Source organism: Acinetobacter bereziniae LMG 1003 = CIP 70.12 (genome assembly GCF_000368925.1).
GTDB classification, from domain to species: domain Bacteria; phylum Pseudomonadota; class Gammaproteobacteria; order Pseudomonadales; family Moraxellaceae; genus Acinetobacter; species Acinetobacter bereziniae.
Window position 1 is genome coordinate 177010 of sequence record NZ_KB849754.1, and the last position, 14983, is coordinate 191992.

The following is a 14983-nucleotide window of genomic DNA, read 5'->3' on the forward strand; positions in this document are numbered from 1 at the left end:
TGACCAGCTACCACAACAAAATAAGGTAGCTTAACTAGAGCAGAGTATCACTTATAAATAAGCTTTTAGTTGTTCAAACATGTGGGACCACCTCTAAAAAAAGCACATTATTTTTTTGATAACTTATGGCAAAGAAAGTTAATTACACACCCGAACCTAACAAAAAATCAAGCAAGAAGATTAGGATATAAGTGGTTATCAGAAAAGTTAAATATATCGCACCATTTATGCCACATTGCTTTTTTTGATATAGATCTATGTAATCAGGTTATTTTAATATGTGAGCCTTATTTTATTTCATTAAATAGAAATAATTGATATTACTTTTATTCAACGTATACGGTGATTTTAATTGATTAAAATATTTTCATTGCTGAACCACTACCGTTGTTATATTCAGCTTCATTTATATTTTAAGAAAAAGTTATAAACGCCACTTAATAGCTATTATGGAATCTCAGATGTAGAGCACACGGCTCAAAACTTGGAGATTTTAAAATGTCACATTTCACAGTTGCAGTAGTTACCACCCCTGATGGTGATGTTGTAGATGCCCTAGAACCATTTTACGAATTTGAATGCTCAGGCATTAAAAACAAATATTGCATTTCAGAATCATCATTGGACGAAATTAAAGACCAATACGAATCGACAGAAATCACTTTGATGAAAAACTCAAAGCCTATCTTAGATGATGGTGAAGAACGCTATGCGTTTCTTGACGACCCTCGTTTCGTGCGTGATGCAACAGACTTAGAGCTTGATGCCATCAAAAACAACAAAGGTGATATTTTTGCTGACTTCCCGAACGGCGGTGAGCATTTATCAGTGGTACAGGTCAAAAACGATGATGGTACGTACTCAAGTCGCATTCGTGATTTAGGCATGTTCATTCAATGGCATCAAAAAGATGTGCCATGTACTGAAGTGTTTGAGCTTCAACAGTTCATTAATTGGTATAACGAAGAAGTTACGCCAACTGTTTTGACAGGTGAAAAACCTGATGAAAGTTGGACAGAATGGATAGAGCTTGATGCTGATGGCAAAGTGGTCGATTACTTCACCACCACCAACCCGAATCCGAAATACGATTGGTATGAAATCGGAGGACGTTGGAAAAACATGCTGTTGCGTCTTGATGGACGTAATGTGAATAGTTGCCCGATTGGTGAGCTTGATTTTGAATCCGAAATCAACCGTTTAAAAACCGAAGCCAACCGTGTTTATGACTACTTTGAAAAATGTATCGGTGATGCTTCACGTACTTGGCGTCCATTAAGTGAATTGTGGGCTGATGAATCAATCGAAACAGTCAATGAAAAGCGTGACATTTATCATAACCAAGATTCAATCAAAACAATTAGAGCCAATGACACTGATAAGTTTTATGGCTTGAGTGGCTATGATTTTGATGAATTTTTGGTGAGCCGTGAAGAATTCGTAGCTAAAAAATCAGCAAACCCATTCGGTACATACTGTTTCTTAGATGCGACCAGTGGTGATGAAATAGGCGACTGGACAGGTTCAGAGTGTTGCATGTTTGGACAGGATATTCGCAAGGAAGAAGATTGGGAAAACAAAAACCAAGCCTTGCTCAAGAGCTTTCCAAGCGACTATATAATCACGATTGTTGATTGCCATATCTAAAACCCAAACAGGGATAAGCGTAAAACCTTATCCCTTTTCTTTTGGGCATTTTTTAAAGCGCATTCGATGTTTTTTAATTGATTAAAAAGGTTTTGAATTTTTAAATTTTAAGAAAAATTAAACAGCTATTGCGCTTTGTATAATGAATATAGATTTAATCACTATCCTTAAAGGTTTTAATATGTGGAATACATTAGTTTTAATTCGTAAAACCGCAACGTCAAAAGAAATAAAAGACAAAGCTGATATGTATTTAAGCCAGTTAAATACTGCAACCATTTCAGCATCTCTTAAAGCTGAAATACTCTCTTTTATCGAATCTGTTTTAAACGATTAATCAACTTAGGCTCAACGCCTACAACTTGGAGAAACCCCATGAATTACTACAACACATTCACCATTCCATGCAATTTTAAAGTACAGCACATTGAAGATGGTCAATTTGTCGTGTTTTTTGCTGATGGCACTCAGTTAAGTTACCAGATTGAAAACACCAGCAAGGTTAAATGGATTGAACCTGAAGCATTCAGCTTAGAGCAAGTACTCCTAAGCTCAAAAGAGCCAATCAATGCCGATGATATTGACATCATTAAGTATGCTTCATACCGCTTAATTGCTGACACGCCATTGATTGATGATGATGGTAGCAATCCTGAGCCTGATTGCCTTTACTGCAAAAAATCTAGTGACACTCTTAACAGCCTCATACTTCAAGTCACTGAAGCACATACCCTCCCATGTTGGCTACTGACATCAAACGGCGTTCATATCCTAGATATTAATGAATTGACTGAAGTTTAATAACAATAACTAGTGAAGCATGTCTATTGCTTCACTTTTTGGCAGTTGAAAACCGCATTCGATGTTTTTTTAGTTGATTAAAAAAAGGTTTAGAAATTTGGTTGTGGCCAGCGCTAGATCTGGCGCACCAGGATCAATGCTTATTTTTATGGTTCCTTAATTGCTTCCATCATTTTAATAGCATCCTCATTACCATTTTTAGCTGCTATCTGTTAAAAGTCGCAGCAAGGATCAGTAAAACAATAATAAATAATTTCAAAAAAGTTTTTTGGTTTAGGTTCTATCTTAAAATTAACAATTAGAAGCACAACGCTTAAAACTTGGAGTTGAAATGGCTACTATTAATGAATTATTGAGCAAAAACCTTGATCGCAAATATGGTCCAATTGAAGCTCATGAAGTTATAGAACTTGTTCGTGTAACTCGTGCGCCAGAATCAGTAAATAACCCTTCAATGCCATCAGTTAGAATTTCTACTGCAGATCTGCACCATATGGTTGAACAAGCTAAAAAGTTCAATTTGTGGGAGGAATGGTCCACCAAGGTTTTAGCAACGCGATGGTGAGAAATCAAATACAGTGACTCACTTGGTTTTTGCTGAAGACTACTCAGGATCTAAATTGGTTCGTGAGAAAAACCAGTACTTGTGCTCAGCTGGAGGCTTATTCCCTGCAGATGAAGCAAAGAAAGAATTCAAAATGAAAGTAGGTGATGTTACCGTGGACACGGTACCGCACCTTGTTACATGTAAAGTGTGCCTATCACGTATTTTTACGCAACTAGCATTAACTCAATCTAATTAATCAAATTTATAAGGTGTTCATCATGAATAACAAAACAATTGCCAAAAAAATGATTAACCAAGTTAAATCGGTTATCACTGACCCACAAGCAAAAAGCTTGTTGGCTGCTTATCACGTAGAGGCGTCATTTACCCACTTCTACGAAACACACAGCCACATTTACCTGGTTGGTAAAGACATTACTGCAGTCATGGCCAAACATTTTCCATACTTCACGTTTAAGACTCGTGATAACAAGAAAACCCGTCACGGTATTGGCGATGGATCGATGTCTGATTGCTTAAACAAGCTGCGCCGTGTGTATCGCTTAGAAATAAAAAAACCGATTAGCGAGAAGTTTATCGCTGAAGTTGGTGCACCGACTTTCACAAAAAGCCAATCTGTAAGTCCTGTTGCTTATTTGATTGATGAAGTTGTGCAGCAAGAAACAGCGCCGATCGCACGGTCTGACGTTCAAAACAGTTTTCATGATCTTTTCAATTAATTTGAGGCTTACTCAAAAGTGTGAGAGAGACAAAATGACAAAACGCTGTTCTGGTGATGTGAAGTCACCCTGGTTCTTCATCGAGGACCAAATCCCAAACAAAGATGGCACGGCGTTTATTGTGTGGGATGAATTCTTAGACCATGAAATTAAACCTATCCGCTGGAGCGATAAGATCCGTGACTATGCTTCAGGTGATGTCGAATGGAGTGGAAGCTTCTTATTTTGGCGATATGATGATGGTACACCAGCTGAATCACCAAGAAGCTATCAGCAATCTTAATTTCTTATTTTGGAGGTAAAAGTACTTATATTTCCGAGGGTGTAGCCAATTGGTTTTGAGATCTGATCAATCTCATTAAAGCAAAGGTTTAATTCCTTGAATGTCAGTTCGAGTCTGACCATCCCCGTCATTGCCAACAAATTCCCTCAAATGAATCAATTGAAGACAATCATACCAGCCTCACTAAAATAGTTACGGCTTTGACGTTCTGACTTAGGTTCCCAATCTCTATTTTTCAGATTACATGATCCAGCAGCAATTTTAGCCTTGCCAAACTTACTTTGAATGCTTTGAAACGCCGTCATTAACGCTTGCTCTTTTTCAAGCTGCTCTACGTCAGTTAGTAGGCCGATCGTGCGATGTTCTTCTTTTATCAATTCACACAACATCACGCCACATTTCTTAAACTCTATCCCCTCTTTGTACAATTTATCAATCAGTGATGTGGCAGCTTTAACAAGTTGCATCAAATTGTTTGTAGGTTGGGTAAACGTGTATGTTAACGACTTGCTGTAATACGGTTTTGACTGGTCAAATGGGTTGGATTGCAAGAAAACAATCAGAGATCCGCAAAGCTGGTGTTCATCAACAAGCCGATTGAATGCATTATGGGTATATTTGCTGACGGCTTCTTGAAGAATTGAGAGCTCAGTAATTTTCTGGCCGAAAGATTTGCTCGAGACAATCTGTTGTTTCGCCTTAGGTGAACTTTCAAATTCAAAGCATGACTGGCCAAGCAATTCTAAAATCGTACTTTGCATATTCACATTGAAGAGTTCACGCATTCGATTCGGGTTGGATGTTGCAAGATCCAGCACAGTTAAAATCCCCATGTCATTAAGCTTTTTAGCGTACTTTCGCCCTACACCCCATATTTCATCAACTGGCATGCTTTGATAGTAGCTTTCGACATCTACCAGGCTCATTGTCACTAAATTACAGATTCCATTTAATTCTGGATTCTTTTTGGCAAGGTTGTTGGCCATTTTACTTTCAGTCAGTGTTCTACCAACACCCACGCACGTTGTTAAGCCAATAAGCTTATATACTTGATGCCGAATCTCCCGTGCCATTTCAGTAGCATCAAAGTTTTTAGTAAATTGAGTAAATTCTATAAAGCCTTCATCAATGCTGTAAATGCTGTAACAGCTTGGATCTACAAAACCAGATAATATTCCATGAAAACGGCGTGACATTTCGCCATACAGCGCAAAATTGCTCGATAGCACATGAACGTTATGTTTATTGATGATGTCTTGGACCTTAAAGAGTGGCGCACCCATCGGGATTTTTAAGAGTTTAGCTTCAGCGCTTCTCGCGATGATTGTTCCGTCATTAGAGCTTAAGACAACGCATGGTTTACCCTTTAACTTAGGGTTCCAAAATGCTTCCATCGAACAATATGCCGAATTTATATCAACATGAATAAATACCCGGTTTGTCATTTTCGTGCGTCTTTAATGATGTAAGTCACTACGCCCCACACAATCAATTCCTGTTCAGGTTTTAGAAAAATATGTGAGTGCTCTTGGTTTTCTGCTTTAAGCCAAACTGGAGGGATAGATTTTGCATCTGGACCAAAAATTTCATTAATTTCACCAGCTGACATTTGCTTGGTGATCATCAACCGCTTAACGGTAAAGTCTGTTTCTAGCTGAGCAACAATAATATCTAGATGCTTGGCATTGAAGCTTCTATCGATTATGAGCTTATCGTTAATATCTATACCAGCATTTAGCATGGAACGAGAGCCTACTTTACCAATAAACGTAGAGTACTCATTGGTGATCAGCATTTCGTTGAGATCGACCGACTTTTCAATAAAATCTTGTGCTGGTGAAGGAAATCCAGCTGATAATAATTCAGCTGCAATAGGAATTTGTAAAAGCGAGTTAGATCTGACGTGCTCGAGGTCAAGAATATCGCTTATCTTTTTATTTGCACCGCTAAATGCGATAACTTTCGTTTCAGGTTTTCCTGACGTTGAACTGCAAGTAGACATGAAAAAAACCTTACTATGATTTGAGACCCATTGTATTGAGAGCTGTATGTTTGTTCAAATATTTCTTAAAAGTTACCAATACACAATGGGTTATCCTTGGAGTTAGAATAAAGATCGTCTATCTTATGAATAATAAAATTTACACGTAATATGTCAGAGATGATGCCAATTATTCATTACTTAACAGTACAGGTTTGCAAACGGGTATTCATAGAGCCTAACTACGGCGTAATGCGTTCTAATGATCCATTAGTTATAGATCCTGATCTATCAATGCAGCCATTATGTTTACTTGGCATCTCCGTCAATGATTTTCCATTAAATTACACGGAATATTATGAAAAAAATGACAGTAGTTGTTCCCTGTCAAAATTCCTGAAGACTTTTTGGAGCCGTTACTACAAGACTAATGGCCCAAATATTCCATTAGTTTTTGGAATACCAGATATCCTGGTTATCGATCATCGTGTGAAGGATATTATTAATCAATCATTTTATAGTTGGTTAGACTCGAATAATATTCAATATGAGTTTTCTGATAGTAAGAATAAAAAAGCTATTGCTAATTTTCGTCAGCATCAACACTATCCTTATATTGAATGTTACTCTGAGATAGACGTCCTAGATACATATAAAACTAAAAATGAAGAATATGCCTTACCTTTATCCGTTCTAAACACGATGACTAACTATTTAGATAGTGTTTTTCTCTTATCAAAGCATCGTAAAACTTTAATAGCGTATACCAGCAGACCTATTAAGCATCCAACATTTACAGAGTGCTGTCCTAACGATCTCCGACTATTTGACATTACACCTTTAGAAAGTAAAGCCGATAGAACTTTACAGGATGCATATTGGGTTAGCTCCGATTTAGAAAATGGCAATTATGGATACTTGCGGAATAGACAAGTGAAAGAAGACATAGATTGCACCAGAGAAGATAAAAAAGCTTTTTTGGCCCTAATAAAATCATTGCCAGTTACTCAATGGATGGATATTTTTACAAGCAATCAGATTGAATTATTGAATCAATTAAAAAAACAACGATACAAAGACACAATTGATATCGATCAGATTAATTACGCAGATATGTGTTTTAAATTAGGGTTAAGTAGGGATTCTCAATACACAGTTTTAGCACTGGAGACATCTAAATTAAAACGTTCTGAAATGATTGAACTTTGGGATCAATATTCTCATGGAGGTGATGTTAAGTACTCTTGTGAAATTATGCTTCCTGACTGGTACTCTTCGCGAAATGATAAAATTTACAGATATTTTTATTTATCTATGTGGAACAGCAGCATTATTTTCATAAGTGAATCAGGATCTCCAGCAACAAAATGTTTTGATCAAGATGAATGCATTAATTACATGTCAAAAAATCAATTCAAAATACATAATTTAAGTAATATCGTTGATATACGTCACTTTGATGAATTGCTATTAAACAACAGGCAATATTTATTGAACATCGTTAAAGAAATGGATGCTTTTGAACTTTTAAAGGACCTAAATACCGTATAAAACAGAGTGTGGAAACACACTCTGTTTTATAGAAAATGATTTCTATTGGATATAATTGGACAAGTAATTATAAATACTCGGATCTTCAATATCCGATGGGAATCCACGATCACAGACAAGGATAAACTTATTCCCCTGCTTTATAATTAATGGCTCTGTTCCATCTACTTCGTCTAAGTCTAAATGCAAATTTTCACAAACATATTCGTACATTGCTTCTTTAGAGATAAAATCTTTCAAGCCAAAACAACTTAGGATTGTACAATCCATCTCCACTGATTGATCAACAGAAAAACTGCTGGTATGAACGGCGTTATACACAGGAATTAGTATCTTCCGGGCGCATTGAATCCCCTATAAAACAAATTCTTCTTTTTTAACGCTGTGCCATACAGCCCGGTTGAACATTTTAAGCATAGGTTTTATTAATTATTAACTGTAAAATATTATAGTTTAAACATCAATATTAACTACTTTTAATAGTTAGGAACTCCAGTTTTATCAGGATAATTTTTAGATCATGAAAAATATTAAGTTAGTACTAAGCTCAGCTATTCTTCTACCTCTTGTTGGTTGTTCCATTCTGCCTCAACCGGATGAAATTACGCCAAATCAAATGCTGAAATATCAGACCCCTGAGAACATAATTAATTCCAAAAACCTAAATGGGAAAGCTGGGACCGGTAAAGACTATATGCTTACTGGATATAAAGAAGCTCTTTTACCCCATTCATACATTAATAATTTATGTAAAAGCCAGAATGGATCGTTGAGACAAATTCAACGTTCTTCATATGCCTATTTAGATAAACGTAATAACCCATCTCCTAAGACTATCGGGTCAGAACTCGCACCTCACATTGGTATTTTTGAATGTAATGTAAGTTCACCCTGGTATGTAAGTATTGAACCATTATCAAGCCGATACGGTGGTACTAACAAAAATCTAGACATCATTTCGCTAAAAACAAAGGTTATTGATCGATCTTCACTTAAAGGTCATATTGATTATTACAACGTTCATAGACAAGAAGAACTTGAACAAGACAAGAGAAAATATAATGAGCGATTACGTCAAGAAAATGAGCGTCAACGCCAGGAACAAGCTCAAATTAATGCAAAAAATAGATTTATAGCTGCAAATGCCCCTACAACAAAAGACATAGGTAAAACTATCTGCAATGAAACAGTATTGTCTGCTTTTACCGGTATATACGTATTTGGGCAACCTAATTTTAAGCAGACCAATGGTACGGTTATCGCAAGTGTAGAAGGCTTTTCTAACGATCAGAAAAATATCAAAATCAATATCAAAGGCTTTTTAAATACCCAAAATGGAATCTCAGCTGGAAGTGATGTGTTGTACAACCAGATCCCACTTGAAGCTGGTAGAACGGTTTGGGACAGTAAAGCAAATTGGTTTAAGTGTAATTATTAATTTTATTATCTAGCTTAAAAAGAGGTCATTAGGGACCTCTTTTTTTAACTCATAATTTATAGAATGCAAATAGCCTTATGAGGCCAGACTATATTCCTGTTCATGAGTAAAGTTGGCCAGAACCAGTGCATAAGATAAATCAGGTGGTACTGAGTTACCGACCATACGATATTGGTCTTGTTTAGTTAACTTCAATTGTTGGTTATTTTCATCATGTCCATAACTGAAAATATAATCATGCGGAAAGCCTTGAGCCTTATAAAGTTCAAATGGTTGAAGCATTCTAAAGCCAATATCTTCAATACAATAGCGTTCACCATTGATTTCAATGATTCCAAATTTTTCAAAAAGTTCATTTTTGAAATTTAACCCTTCAGTAAATCTCGTTAATAAAGCTCGTACCTCTGCAAATTGATTTACTGTTGTGAGTGTATGCATAGGTTCATTTAACTCTTGGCCAGTACATCCATTTTTCATTTTTGAAAGGTGACAAACATATAGTGAGTGGGTACCGCCTTTAGTTTCAGCTGTAATTGTCCTCAAAGGCTCACCGATCGGCATTGATCTCCGACTTGATCCATTTGCACATTCTGTAAGAATTGGAGCAGCTGCATCAACGATATATGGCTCTGGATTATGAACGATATATTTCAAAATACCGCGAACAATACGCTCTAACGTAGCTGGTGCCAGTGCTTTTTTTCTTTTAAATATACTAGGGCAATCAAAACTTAGATCTACGCATTCAGCAGCTGTACGCCATGGCAATAAACGTCCCTTTTTTACAAGACTGGTATTAGGATTACCATGGGTTTCCTTTGGCCATACGATTGGCAATCCATCACGGCGAGCTATTAAGAAAAATCGATTTCGTATAGTTGGTGAACCGAAGTCACATGCTTTTAATTCTTTGTATTCAACTGAGTATCCTTGATATTTCAATGCATTTACAAAGCAATTAAACGTTCGTCCCTTACGCTTTGGGCATGGACGTCCATCTTTATCAAGGTCACCCCATTCTGCAAACTCCGTTACATTTTCAAGCATTATTACACGAGGTCGAACCTTTGCTGCCCAGCGCAATGCAATCCAGGCCAATCCCCTAATGTTTTTATTGAGAGGTTTACCTCCCTTAGCTTTGGAATGGTGTTTACAGTCTGGGCTCAACCAGACTAATCCAACGGGTTGATTACCAGTGATTTCAACTGGATCTACATCCCAAACACTTTCACAATAATGTTTTGTAAGAGGATGATTTACCCGGTGCATCGCCAAAGCTTTAGGATCATGATTAATAGCAATATCAATCGGTCTCCCAAATGCACGTTCTAAACCGGTTGATGTTCCACCACCCCCGGCAAAATTATCAACAATAAGTTCGTGTGGTAATAAATTAAACATAATATAAACTCCAAGTTTTTGGCTTTTTGCCACTAAATTCGTGTACGCGAATACTGTATGAATACTTAGGCAAGCATTAGTTCATTTATAGAATCAATGGCTGCCAAATCATCATAATCATAGTAAGCATCATCGATGGCAGACGAAATTTCATATTCAGAAACTCCTGAATTCAGAGCGAGTTTTAAAAGATTCCGGTCTAATCGGTCATATTTGTTTGAAAATGCCATCAGTTTATGGTCATGCGCGTTATTGGCCATAAAGAATGAATATGCAAAACCAACAGGCGTTACACTTCGAGCATTTTTAGTGGCCAAGCTTTTCCCACCATATAACTTGTGCATTTTAGATCCCTCTATAGGCTCTACTGGTGCAATAGGTAGGTCAGCATTAAATCTACCCCATAATAAGGTTTTCTTAGTGTAAGTATCCCCAAAATGAAACGGATCAAACGACAGACGCCACGGCGACAACCCGGTTAAGCTCGCAATACGCCCTACTGGATTCTCAATTGCCCAAATATTCGGTTTAAAAAATTCAATTGTTCTTAAAGTTTGGTACACCAGCTCAATACTGCTTAACGTGCGACCATCAGCATCTTTGGCGGTAAAATGTCTTGCACCAGAAACAGCAAAGTCAGTACATGGGCATGCAGCTAAAATCGCATGAACGTCCAAACCATCAAAGCATGCAAAAAGCTCGTTAAAGAATTCCACGCTGAAGTTATTAATATCGCCAAAATAAGGATCTGCCTGTATATCAAAGCGAAATACTTGATAGCCAGCATCAACCCATGGTTGTGACCATGTGCCAGACAAATCAAAAAGAGAAATGACAATTTTTTGGTTGTTTTGGTTGCGGATCGTTGGATCTAGATATTGGTTAAACGCAACGTTTTTCCATTGTTCTAAACGCTCTAATGCGGAAGATCTGGACATCCAGCCATTAGCTTCAACATATGCTTGTGATTTCTTATTTAAGCGAACAACTTCATTCTTATGCGGTGCATCAAAGATGTTTGAAATCTTAAACTCAGCATCAATAAAACTACTTCTTGCATCCAATAAAAGCTTATTGAAAAGTTGCAATTGTTCATTATTGTTTTGCGTTTTTACTAAATCCACGACCGACTCCAAGTTTTAAGCAATGAGCTTGATTACCTAATTTTAGAGTAATTTGTATGAATATAATTTTTTTTAAAAATAGTTATATGTCTATTCAGTTGAAGACGATTATCTACCATAAAGCTTATTGAGCTTTTCGGATGCTAAATCACTAAATTTGACGTAAATTGTGCTGGATGTCTTTGCCAATTTAACTTCAAGATGCTCATTAATCTGGATGTAAGCACCTTTACTAATATTTAGATCTTTAGTTAACTCCTGGATAGCCTGATCAAACCTATTCTCTTCTATCTTTAATAGTGAATATTCATTACTAATATTCAAATTAATAGATTTAGCGACCTGTTCAAAAGTGCGAATCATATTAAAACATAGGTCTATTTTTCTTTTTTTATTGATGCCAGTGCCGTGTATACGGGTTCTAGGAGATTTCTCGACAAACTTAAAACTCCATATCGTGTCGTATATACCAACTTGATTTGCCAAAACATCAACAAGAGAAGCGTTGCTAGATAGATTATCCAAGTCAGCAAGTGCTTTTCTTACCATCTTTAGTCCGAATACCTTACTGTTATGAGTACAATACTTCGTATAAAACCTAGTTTTTGCATCTGATTGGTGATTTATCTTAATAACTATTTGGTTATAAACCTTAATCCAATAAATATTACTCAATGTTAAATACAAAGGATCTCTTTCAGGCTGGCTTTGAATATTAGGAAGTATTACATTGAGGTCTGAGTGCTGGTTGAGTTGTAGTATGGATAATTGTATTTCTGGATCAAAAGAAACAAAGACCTTTCTTGCTTCAAGTAGCGCCGTAGTCTTTGTAGAAAACTCCTTAGAGAGCTCTTTTAATATTTGTTCTATTTCAGACTTCATCATAGTCGGTTTAACCAAAATTATCGAACAACAATAAGTAAATTAAAATAAATAGACAATAGAATGTTGGACACAACTATTAGCTCACCACAAAGCTCTTCTAGAATCAACATTTGAATACATCCTACGATTGAATAGACGAAAGGCCTGTAACCAGGCCTGGTAAATGATTACTTTGTATAAATCACATTCTTATATTGTGTTTGGAGCTTGTAGAACTCACGGCGAGATAGCTCTTTAGGGTTTTGAGCCATGATCGTATAAAACTTACGAATCTCTTGTTCCTTTGTTTCCGATGGTTCACTGATCTCAGCAATACGCACGGTTTCATACCAGCCGACTACTTGGCCATAGTCTTTAGATGCGATTTGCGCCGTAGAATAAAATACATAAGAAATAATGATGGTTGCAACACCAGTAATCGCTAACAACGTAAATGTCGTGCGACCCCATGCAAGAAGCTTTGCTTTGTATTCATCAAGAGCAAGCAACCAAGTACCAACCATCGCAAGAGCTAAAATATCACCTAAAATCATTTTGGTTTTCCTTAAATAAATTCACATTTCGCTTTTAATTATAGAAAATAAAACCCTTAAAACTTTTTTTCTAAAAACAATTATTCTTTTCTTAAAATATTTAAAAAGACTTATAAAACCACTTTAAGTTTGCTTAAAAACGCATACGCTGATTTTAATTGATTAAAATAAAACTCACGTTTTAATTTTTAGAGAAAAGTTAAAACCTTTTAAGGATTGATACTATGTATCTATTCCAACAGATAGGCGATCCCCTATGCACTCATTACCAGTTGACGCTAAATCAGCAAAACATTTTGCATCGAATCCTTTAAGTGATTGGGCAATAGGACTTGTCAAAGCTGATGCGGTGAATAACCACCTTAGTTTTGATGCTAACTGCAACCTTCAGTTAAGCACCGTTTTTGATTTTATTGCGATTGCGGATACCGAAGCAGAAGACTTTGAATCGCTGTTTTTAAAAGAGTTTGGTGAGGATTTCACACCATTAAGTCACCTTGAATATGAATCAGTGAATAGCTTGGCTGAAATGATTACATCGCAATATGACACGGCGATCGAAACCGTTAGACACATCATTATTGAACGTGAATTGAACTAAGGATCTGGACGCATGAATAAGCTTGTACTTGCCATTGAGTCAGGGCGTATTACTGACGGAGAAGTTTTATTTTTACAGTTGAATCAGCTTAAATCTGGTCAAATACCCGATATGGTAAGTAGACAGCAATTTGCTGAATTATCTGAAATGGTCAATGCCTTTCAGGATGTATGGATGGATGAACCAGTATCTTTTTTTCAGCCTATCCAAGACTGATGTGTGCTGAAAAAACAGGAGGTTTTAACTTGGTAAACTAAACACACTCATCAGGAGTTTACCATGAGCAAGAAACACAAGACTTACACCACAGAATTTAAAGCTGAAGCCATCAAATTAATTGAAGCCAATCAAGGCAATGTCTCGGAAACGGCTTTGTTGCACAAACCTATCTGTAAAGGGTTTTTCAGCGATATAATTTTCAAATGAAGAAGCCTACACACAAAATCTACCGCACAACCAATTGGCCCGCATATAACCGAGCACTCATGAGTCGAGGAAATATTGCCATTTGGTTTGATCCTGCTACGCAATGATATGCTCCATCAAAAGGCAAACAAGGGCGAAATCAAATCTACTCCGACGCAGCCATCCAATGCTGCTTAATGATTAAATCCTTATTCCGTCTGTCTTTACGTATGGTCACTGGCTTTGTGCAAAGTCTGATTAAACTTTGCGGATTAAATTGGATAGCTCCAGATTACACCACGCTTTGTAGAAGACAAAAGCATATTGATATTGTAATCAGCTACCAAAAAAGTAGCGATGGGCTGCATCTACTCATGGACTCTACAGGCATGAAGTTTCTAGGTGAGGGCGAATGGAAACGCAAGAAACATGGACCTGAATATCGTCGCCAATGGCGTAAACTTCATATTGGTATAGATGCTAAAACCCTGCAAATACGAGCAGTTCAGCTTACAACCAATAATGTCAGTGATTCACAGGTGCTTGGTGATTTACTTAATCAGATTCCACAAGATGAGCGGATTAACTCTGTTTATACCGATGGAGCTTATGACACCAAGCAATGCCGTCAGGTCATTGCAGATCGGCAAGCGCATGCGGTGATTCCACCTAGAAAAAATGCGAAACCATGGAAAGATACAAAGAGTAGCTCGCTAGAGCGAAATGAATTACTTCGAACAATTAAACGTTTAGGCAGGACACTATGGAAAAAATGGTCAGGCTATCATCGGCGAAGTTTGGTTGAAACTAAGATGCATTGCATCAAATTATTAGGAGATAAACTCAGTGCAAGGAGTTTTGATAGCCAAGTGAATGAGATCCATGCACGTGTAGCAGTCCTTAACAGATTTACGGAATTAGGTCGACCACTTACCCAAGTTACGCCTTAAATTTGGCTCAATTAGGGGCGCTTTGCATTTCAAATCTTTGTGCAACAAAGCCGAGCATGTGCTGTTTGTGATAAATTGAGATTATGTTGAGTGAGT

20 protein-coding genes and 1 pseudogene are annotated in these 14983 nt (G+C 36.9%); 14 read left to right on the forward strand and 7 right to left on the reverse strand.

Annotation, left to right across the window (positions count from 1 at the left end):
• Positions 1-81: 81 nt before the first annotated feature.
• The 8 genes from F938_RS24950 to F938_RS00965 all read left to right on the forward strand — a co-directional run bounded on the left by F938_RS24950 (position 82) and on the right by F938_RS00965 (position 4018).
• The gene (locus tag F938_RS24950) at positions 82-318 is read left to right on the forward strand and encodes a zinc-finger-containing protein (RefSeq protein ID WP_158000211.1); all 237 of its coding nucleotides are present in this window, start codon (positions 82-84) and stop codon (positions 316-318) included.
• A gap of 180 nt (positions 319-498) precedes the next feature.
• Entirely contained in the window at positions 499-1647 is a 1149-nt protein-coding gene (locus F938_RS00940; RefSeq protein ID WP_005028567.1) for a hypothetical protein, read from the forward strand.
• Positions 1648-1828: 181 nt separating this feature from the next.
• On the forward strand, positions 1829-1984 hold the full coding sequence (locus F938_RS00945) for a hypothetical protein (protein ID WP_005006030.1): 156 nt from the start codon (positions 1829-1831) through the stop codon (positions 1982-1984).
• A 38-nt stretch (positions 1985-2022) separates the two neighbouring features.
• Complete coding sequence (locus F938_RS00950; protein ID WP_005006029.1) at positions 2023-2448, forward strand: hypothetical protein; 426 nt, start codon at positions 2023-2025, stop codon at positions 2446-2448.
• A 331-nt stretch (positions 2449-2779) separates the two neighbouring features.
• Entirely contained in the window at positions 2780-3013 is a 234-nt protein-coding gene (locus tag F938_RS00955; protein WP_005006026.1) for a hypothetical protein, read from the forward strand.
• Positions 3014-3026: 13 nt separating this feature from the next.
• Complete coding sequence (locus F938_RS24300; protein ID WP_010591387.1) at positions 3027-3251, forward strand: hypothetical protein; 225 nt, start codon at positions 3027-3029, stop codon at positions 3249-3251.
• 22 nt (positions 3252-3273) lie between these two features.
• Positions 3274-3735 carry a hypothetical protein gene (locus F938_RS00960; protein ID WP_005006024.1) on the forward strand — a complete coding sequence of 154 codons (462 nt, stop codon included), beginning with the start codon at positions 3274-3276 and terminating at the stop codon, positions 3733-3735.
• Positions 3736-3769: 34 nt separating this feature from the next.
• Positions 3770-4018, forward strand: a complete 249-nt coding sequence (locus tag F938_RS00965; protein WP_005006022.1) for a hypothetical protein — start codon at positions 3770-3772, stop codon at positions 4016-4018.
• 155 nt (positions 4019-4173) lie between these two features.
• Here F938_RS00965 and F938_RS00970 read toward each other — a convergent pair whose 3' ends face one another.
• Together F938_RS00970 and umuD are read right to left on the reverse strand one after the other, a co-directional pair.
• The gene (locus tag F938_RS00970; protein ID WP_005006021.1) at positions 4174-5463 is read right to left on the reverse strand and encodes a Y-family DNA polymerase; all 1290 of its coding nucleotides are present in this window, start codon (positions 5461-5463) and stop codon (positions 4174-4176) included.
• The gene (gene umuD, locus F938_RS00975; protein WP_005006020.1) at positions 5460-6020 is read right to left on the reverse strand and encodes a translesion error-prone DNA polymerase V autoproteolytic subunit; all 561 of its coding nucleotides are present in this window, start codon (positions 6018-6020) and stop codon (positions 5460-5462) included. The genes F938_RS00970 and umuD overlap by 4 nt, the downstream gene beginning before the upstream one ends.
• Positions 6021-6179: 159 nt before the next feature.
• Here umuD and F938_RS00980 point away from each other — a divergent pair, with 159 nt between their 5' ends.
• Positions 6180-7550, forward strand: a complete 1371-nt coding sequence (locus F938_RS00980) for a hypothetical protein (protein ID WP_227553500.1) — start codon at positions 6180-6182, stop codon at positions 7548-7550.
• A 42-nt stretch (positions 7551-7592) separates the two neighbouring features.
• Here F938_RS00980 and F938_RS00985 read toward each other — a convergent pair whose 3' ends face one another.
• The gene (locus F938_RS00985) at positions 7593-7820 is read right to left on the reverse strand and encodes a hypothetical protein (protein ID WP_144583909.1); all 228 of its coding nucleotides are present in this window, start codon (positions 7818-7820) and stop codon (positions 7593-7595) included.
• A 250-nt stretch (positions 7821-8070) separates the two neighbouring features.
• On the opposite strand from F938_RS00985, the gene F938_RS00990 reads away from it, so the two are divergent.
• Entirely contained in the window at positions 8071-8988 is a 918-nt protein-coding gene (locus tag F938_RS00990) for a hypothetical protein (protein WP_005028576.1), read from the forward strand.
• A gap of 75 nt (positions 8989-9063) precedes the next feature.
• On the opposite strand, the gene F938_RS00995 is transcribed toward F938_RS00990, so the two are convergent.
• The 4 genes from F938_RS00995 to F938_RS01010 form a co-directional block, all read right to left on the reverse strand.
• Positions 9064-10389: a DNA cytosine methyltransferase gene (locus F938_RS00995; RefSeq protein WP_005028578.1), complete on the reverse strand. Its 1326-nt coding sequence runs from the start codon at positions 10387-10389 to the stop codon at positions 9064-9066.
• 65 nt (positions 10390-10454) lie between these two features.
• Positions 10455-11513 (reverse strand): DNA cytosine methyltransferase, encoded by a 1059-nt coding sequence (locus F938_RS01000; protein ID WP_005006014.1) that lies wholly within the window; start codon positions 11511-11513, stop codon positions 10455-10457.
• Between the two features lie 108 nt (positions 11514-11621).
• The gene (locus F938_RS01005) at positions 11622-12398 is read right to left on the reverse strand and encodes a hypothetical protein (protein ID WP_005028581.1); all 777 of its coding nucleotides are present in this window, start codon (positions 12396-12398) and stop codon (positions 11622-11624) included.
• 167 nt (positions 12399-12565) lie between these two features.
• A complete protein-coding gene (locus F938_RS01010) occupies positions 12566-12931 on the reverse strand; it encodes a hypothetical protein (RefSeq protein WP_005028583.1) in 366 nt (121 codons plus the stop codon).
• Positions 12932-13187: 256 nt separating this feature from the next.
• Here F938_RS01010 and F938_RS01015 point away from each other — a divergent pair, with 256 nt between their 5' ends.
• The 4 genes and pseudogenes from F938_RS01015 to F938_RS01025 all read left to right on the forward strand — a co-directional run bounded on the left by F938_RS01015 (position 13188) and on the right by F938_RS01025 (position 14887).
• Positions 13188-13532 (forward strand): hypothetical protein, encoded by a 345-nt coding sequence (locus tag F938_RS01015; RefSeq protein WP_005028585.1) that lies wholly within the window; start codon positions 13188-13190, stop codon positions 13530-13532.
• 12 nt (positions 13533-13544) lie between these two features.
• Positions 13545-13748 carry a hypothetical protein gene (locus F938_RS01020; RefSeq protein WP_005028586.1) on the forward strand — a complete coding sequence of 68 codons (204 nt, stop codon included), beginning with the start codon at positions 13545-13547 and terminating at the stop codon, positions 13746-13748.
• A 63-nt stretch (positions 13749-13811) separates the two neighbouring features.
• Entirely contained in the window at positions 13812-13958 is a 147-nt protein-coding gene (locus tag F938_RS24955) for a transposase (RefSeq protein WP_005028587.1), read from the forward strand.
• Positions 13955-14887 (forward strand): annotated as a pseudogene (locus F938_RS01025) (IS5 family transposase). Before F938_RS24955 ends, F938_RS01025 begins: the two are co-directional and overlap by 4 nt.
• The last annotated feature ends 96 nt before the right edge of the window (positions 14888-14983 follow it).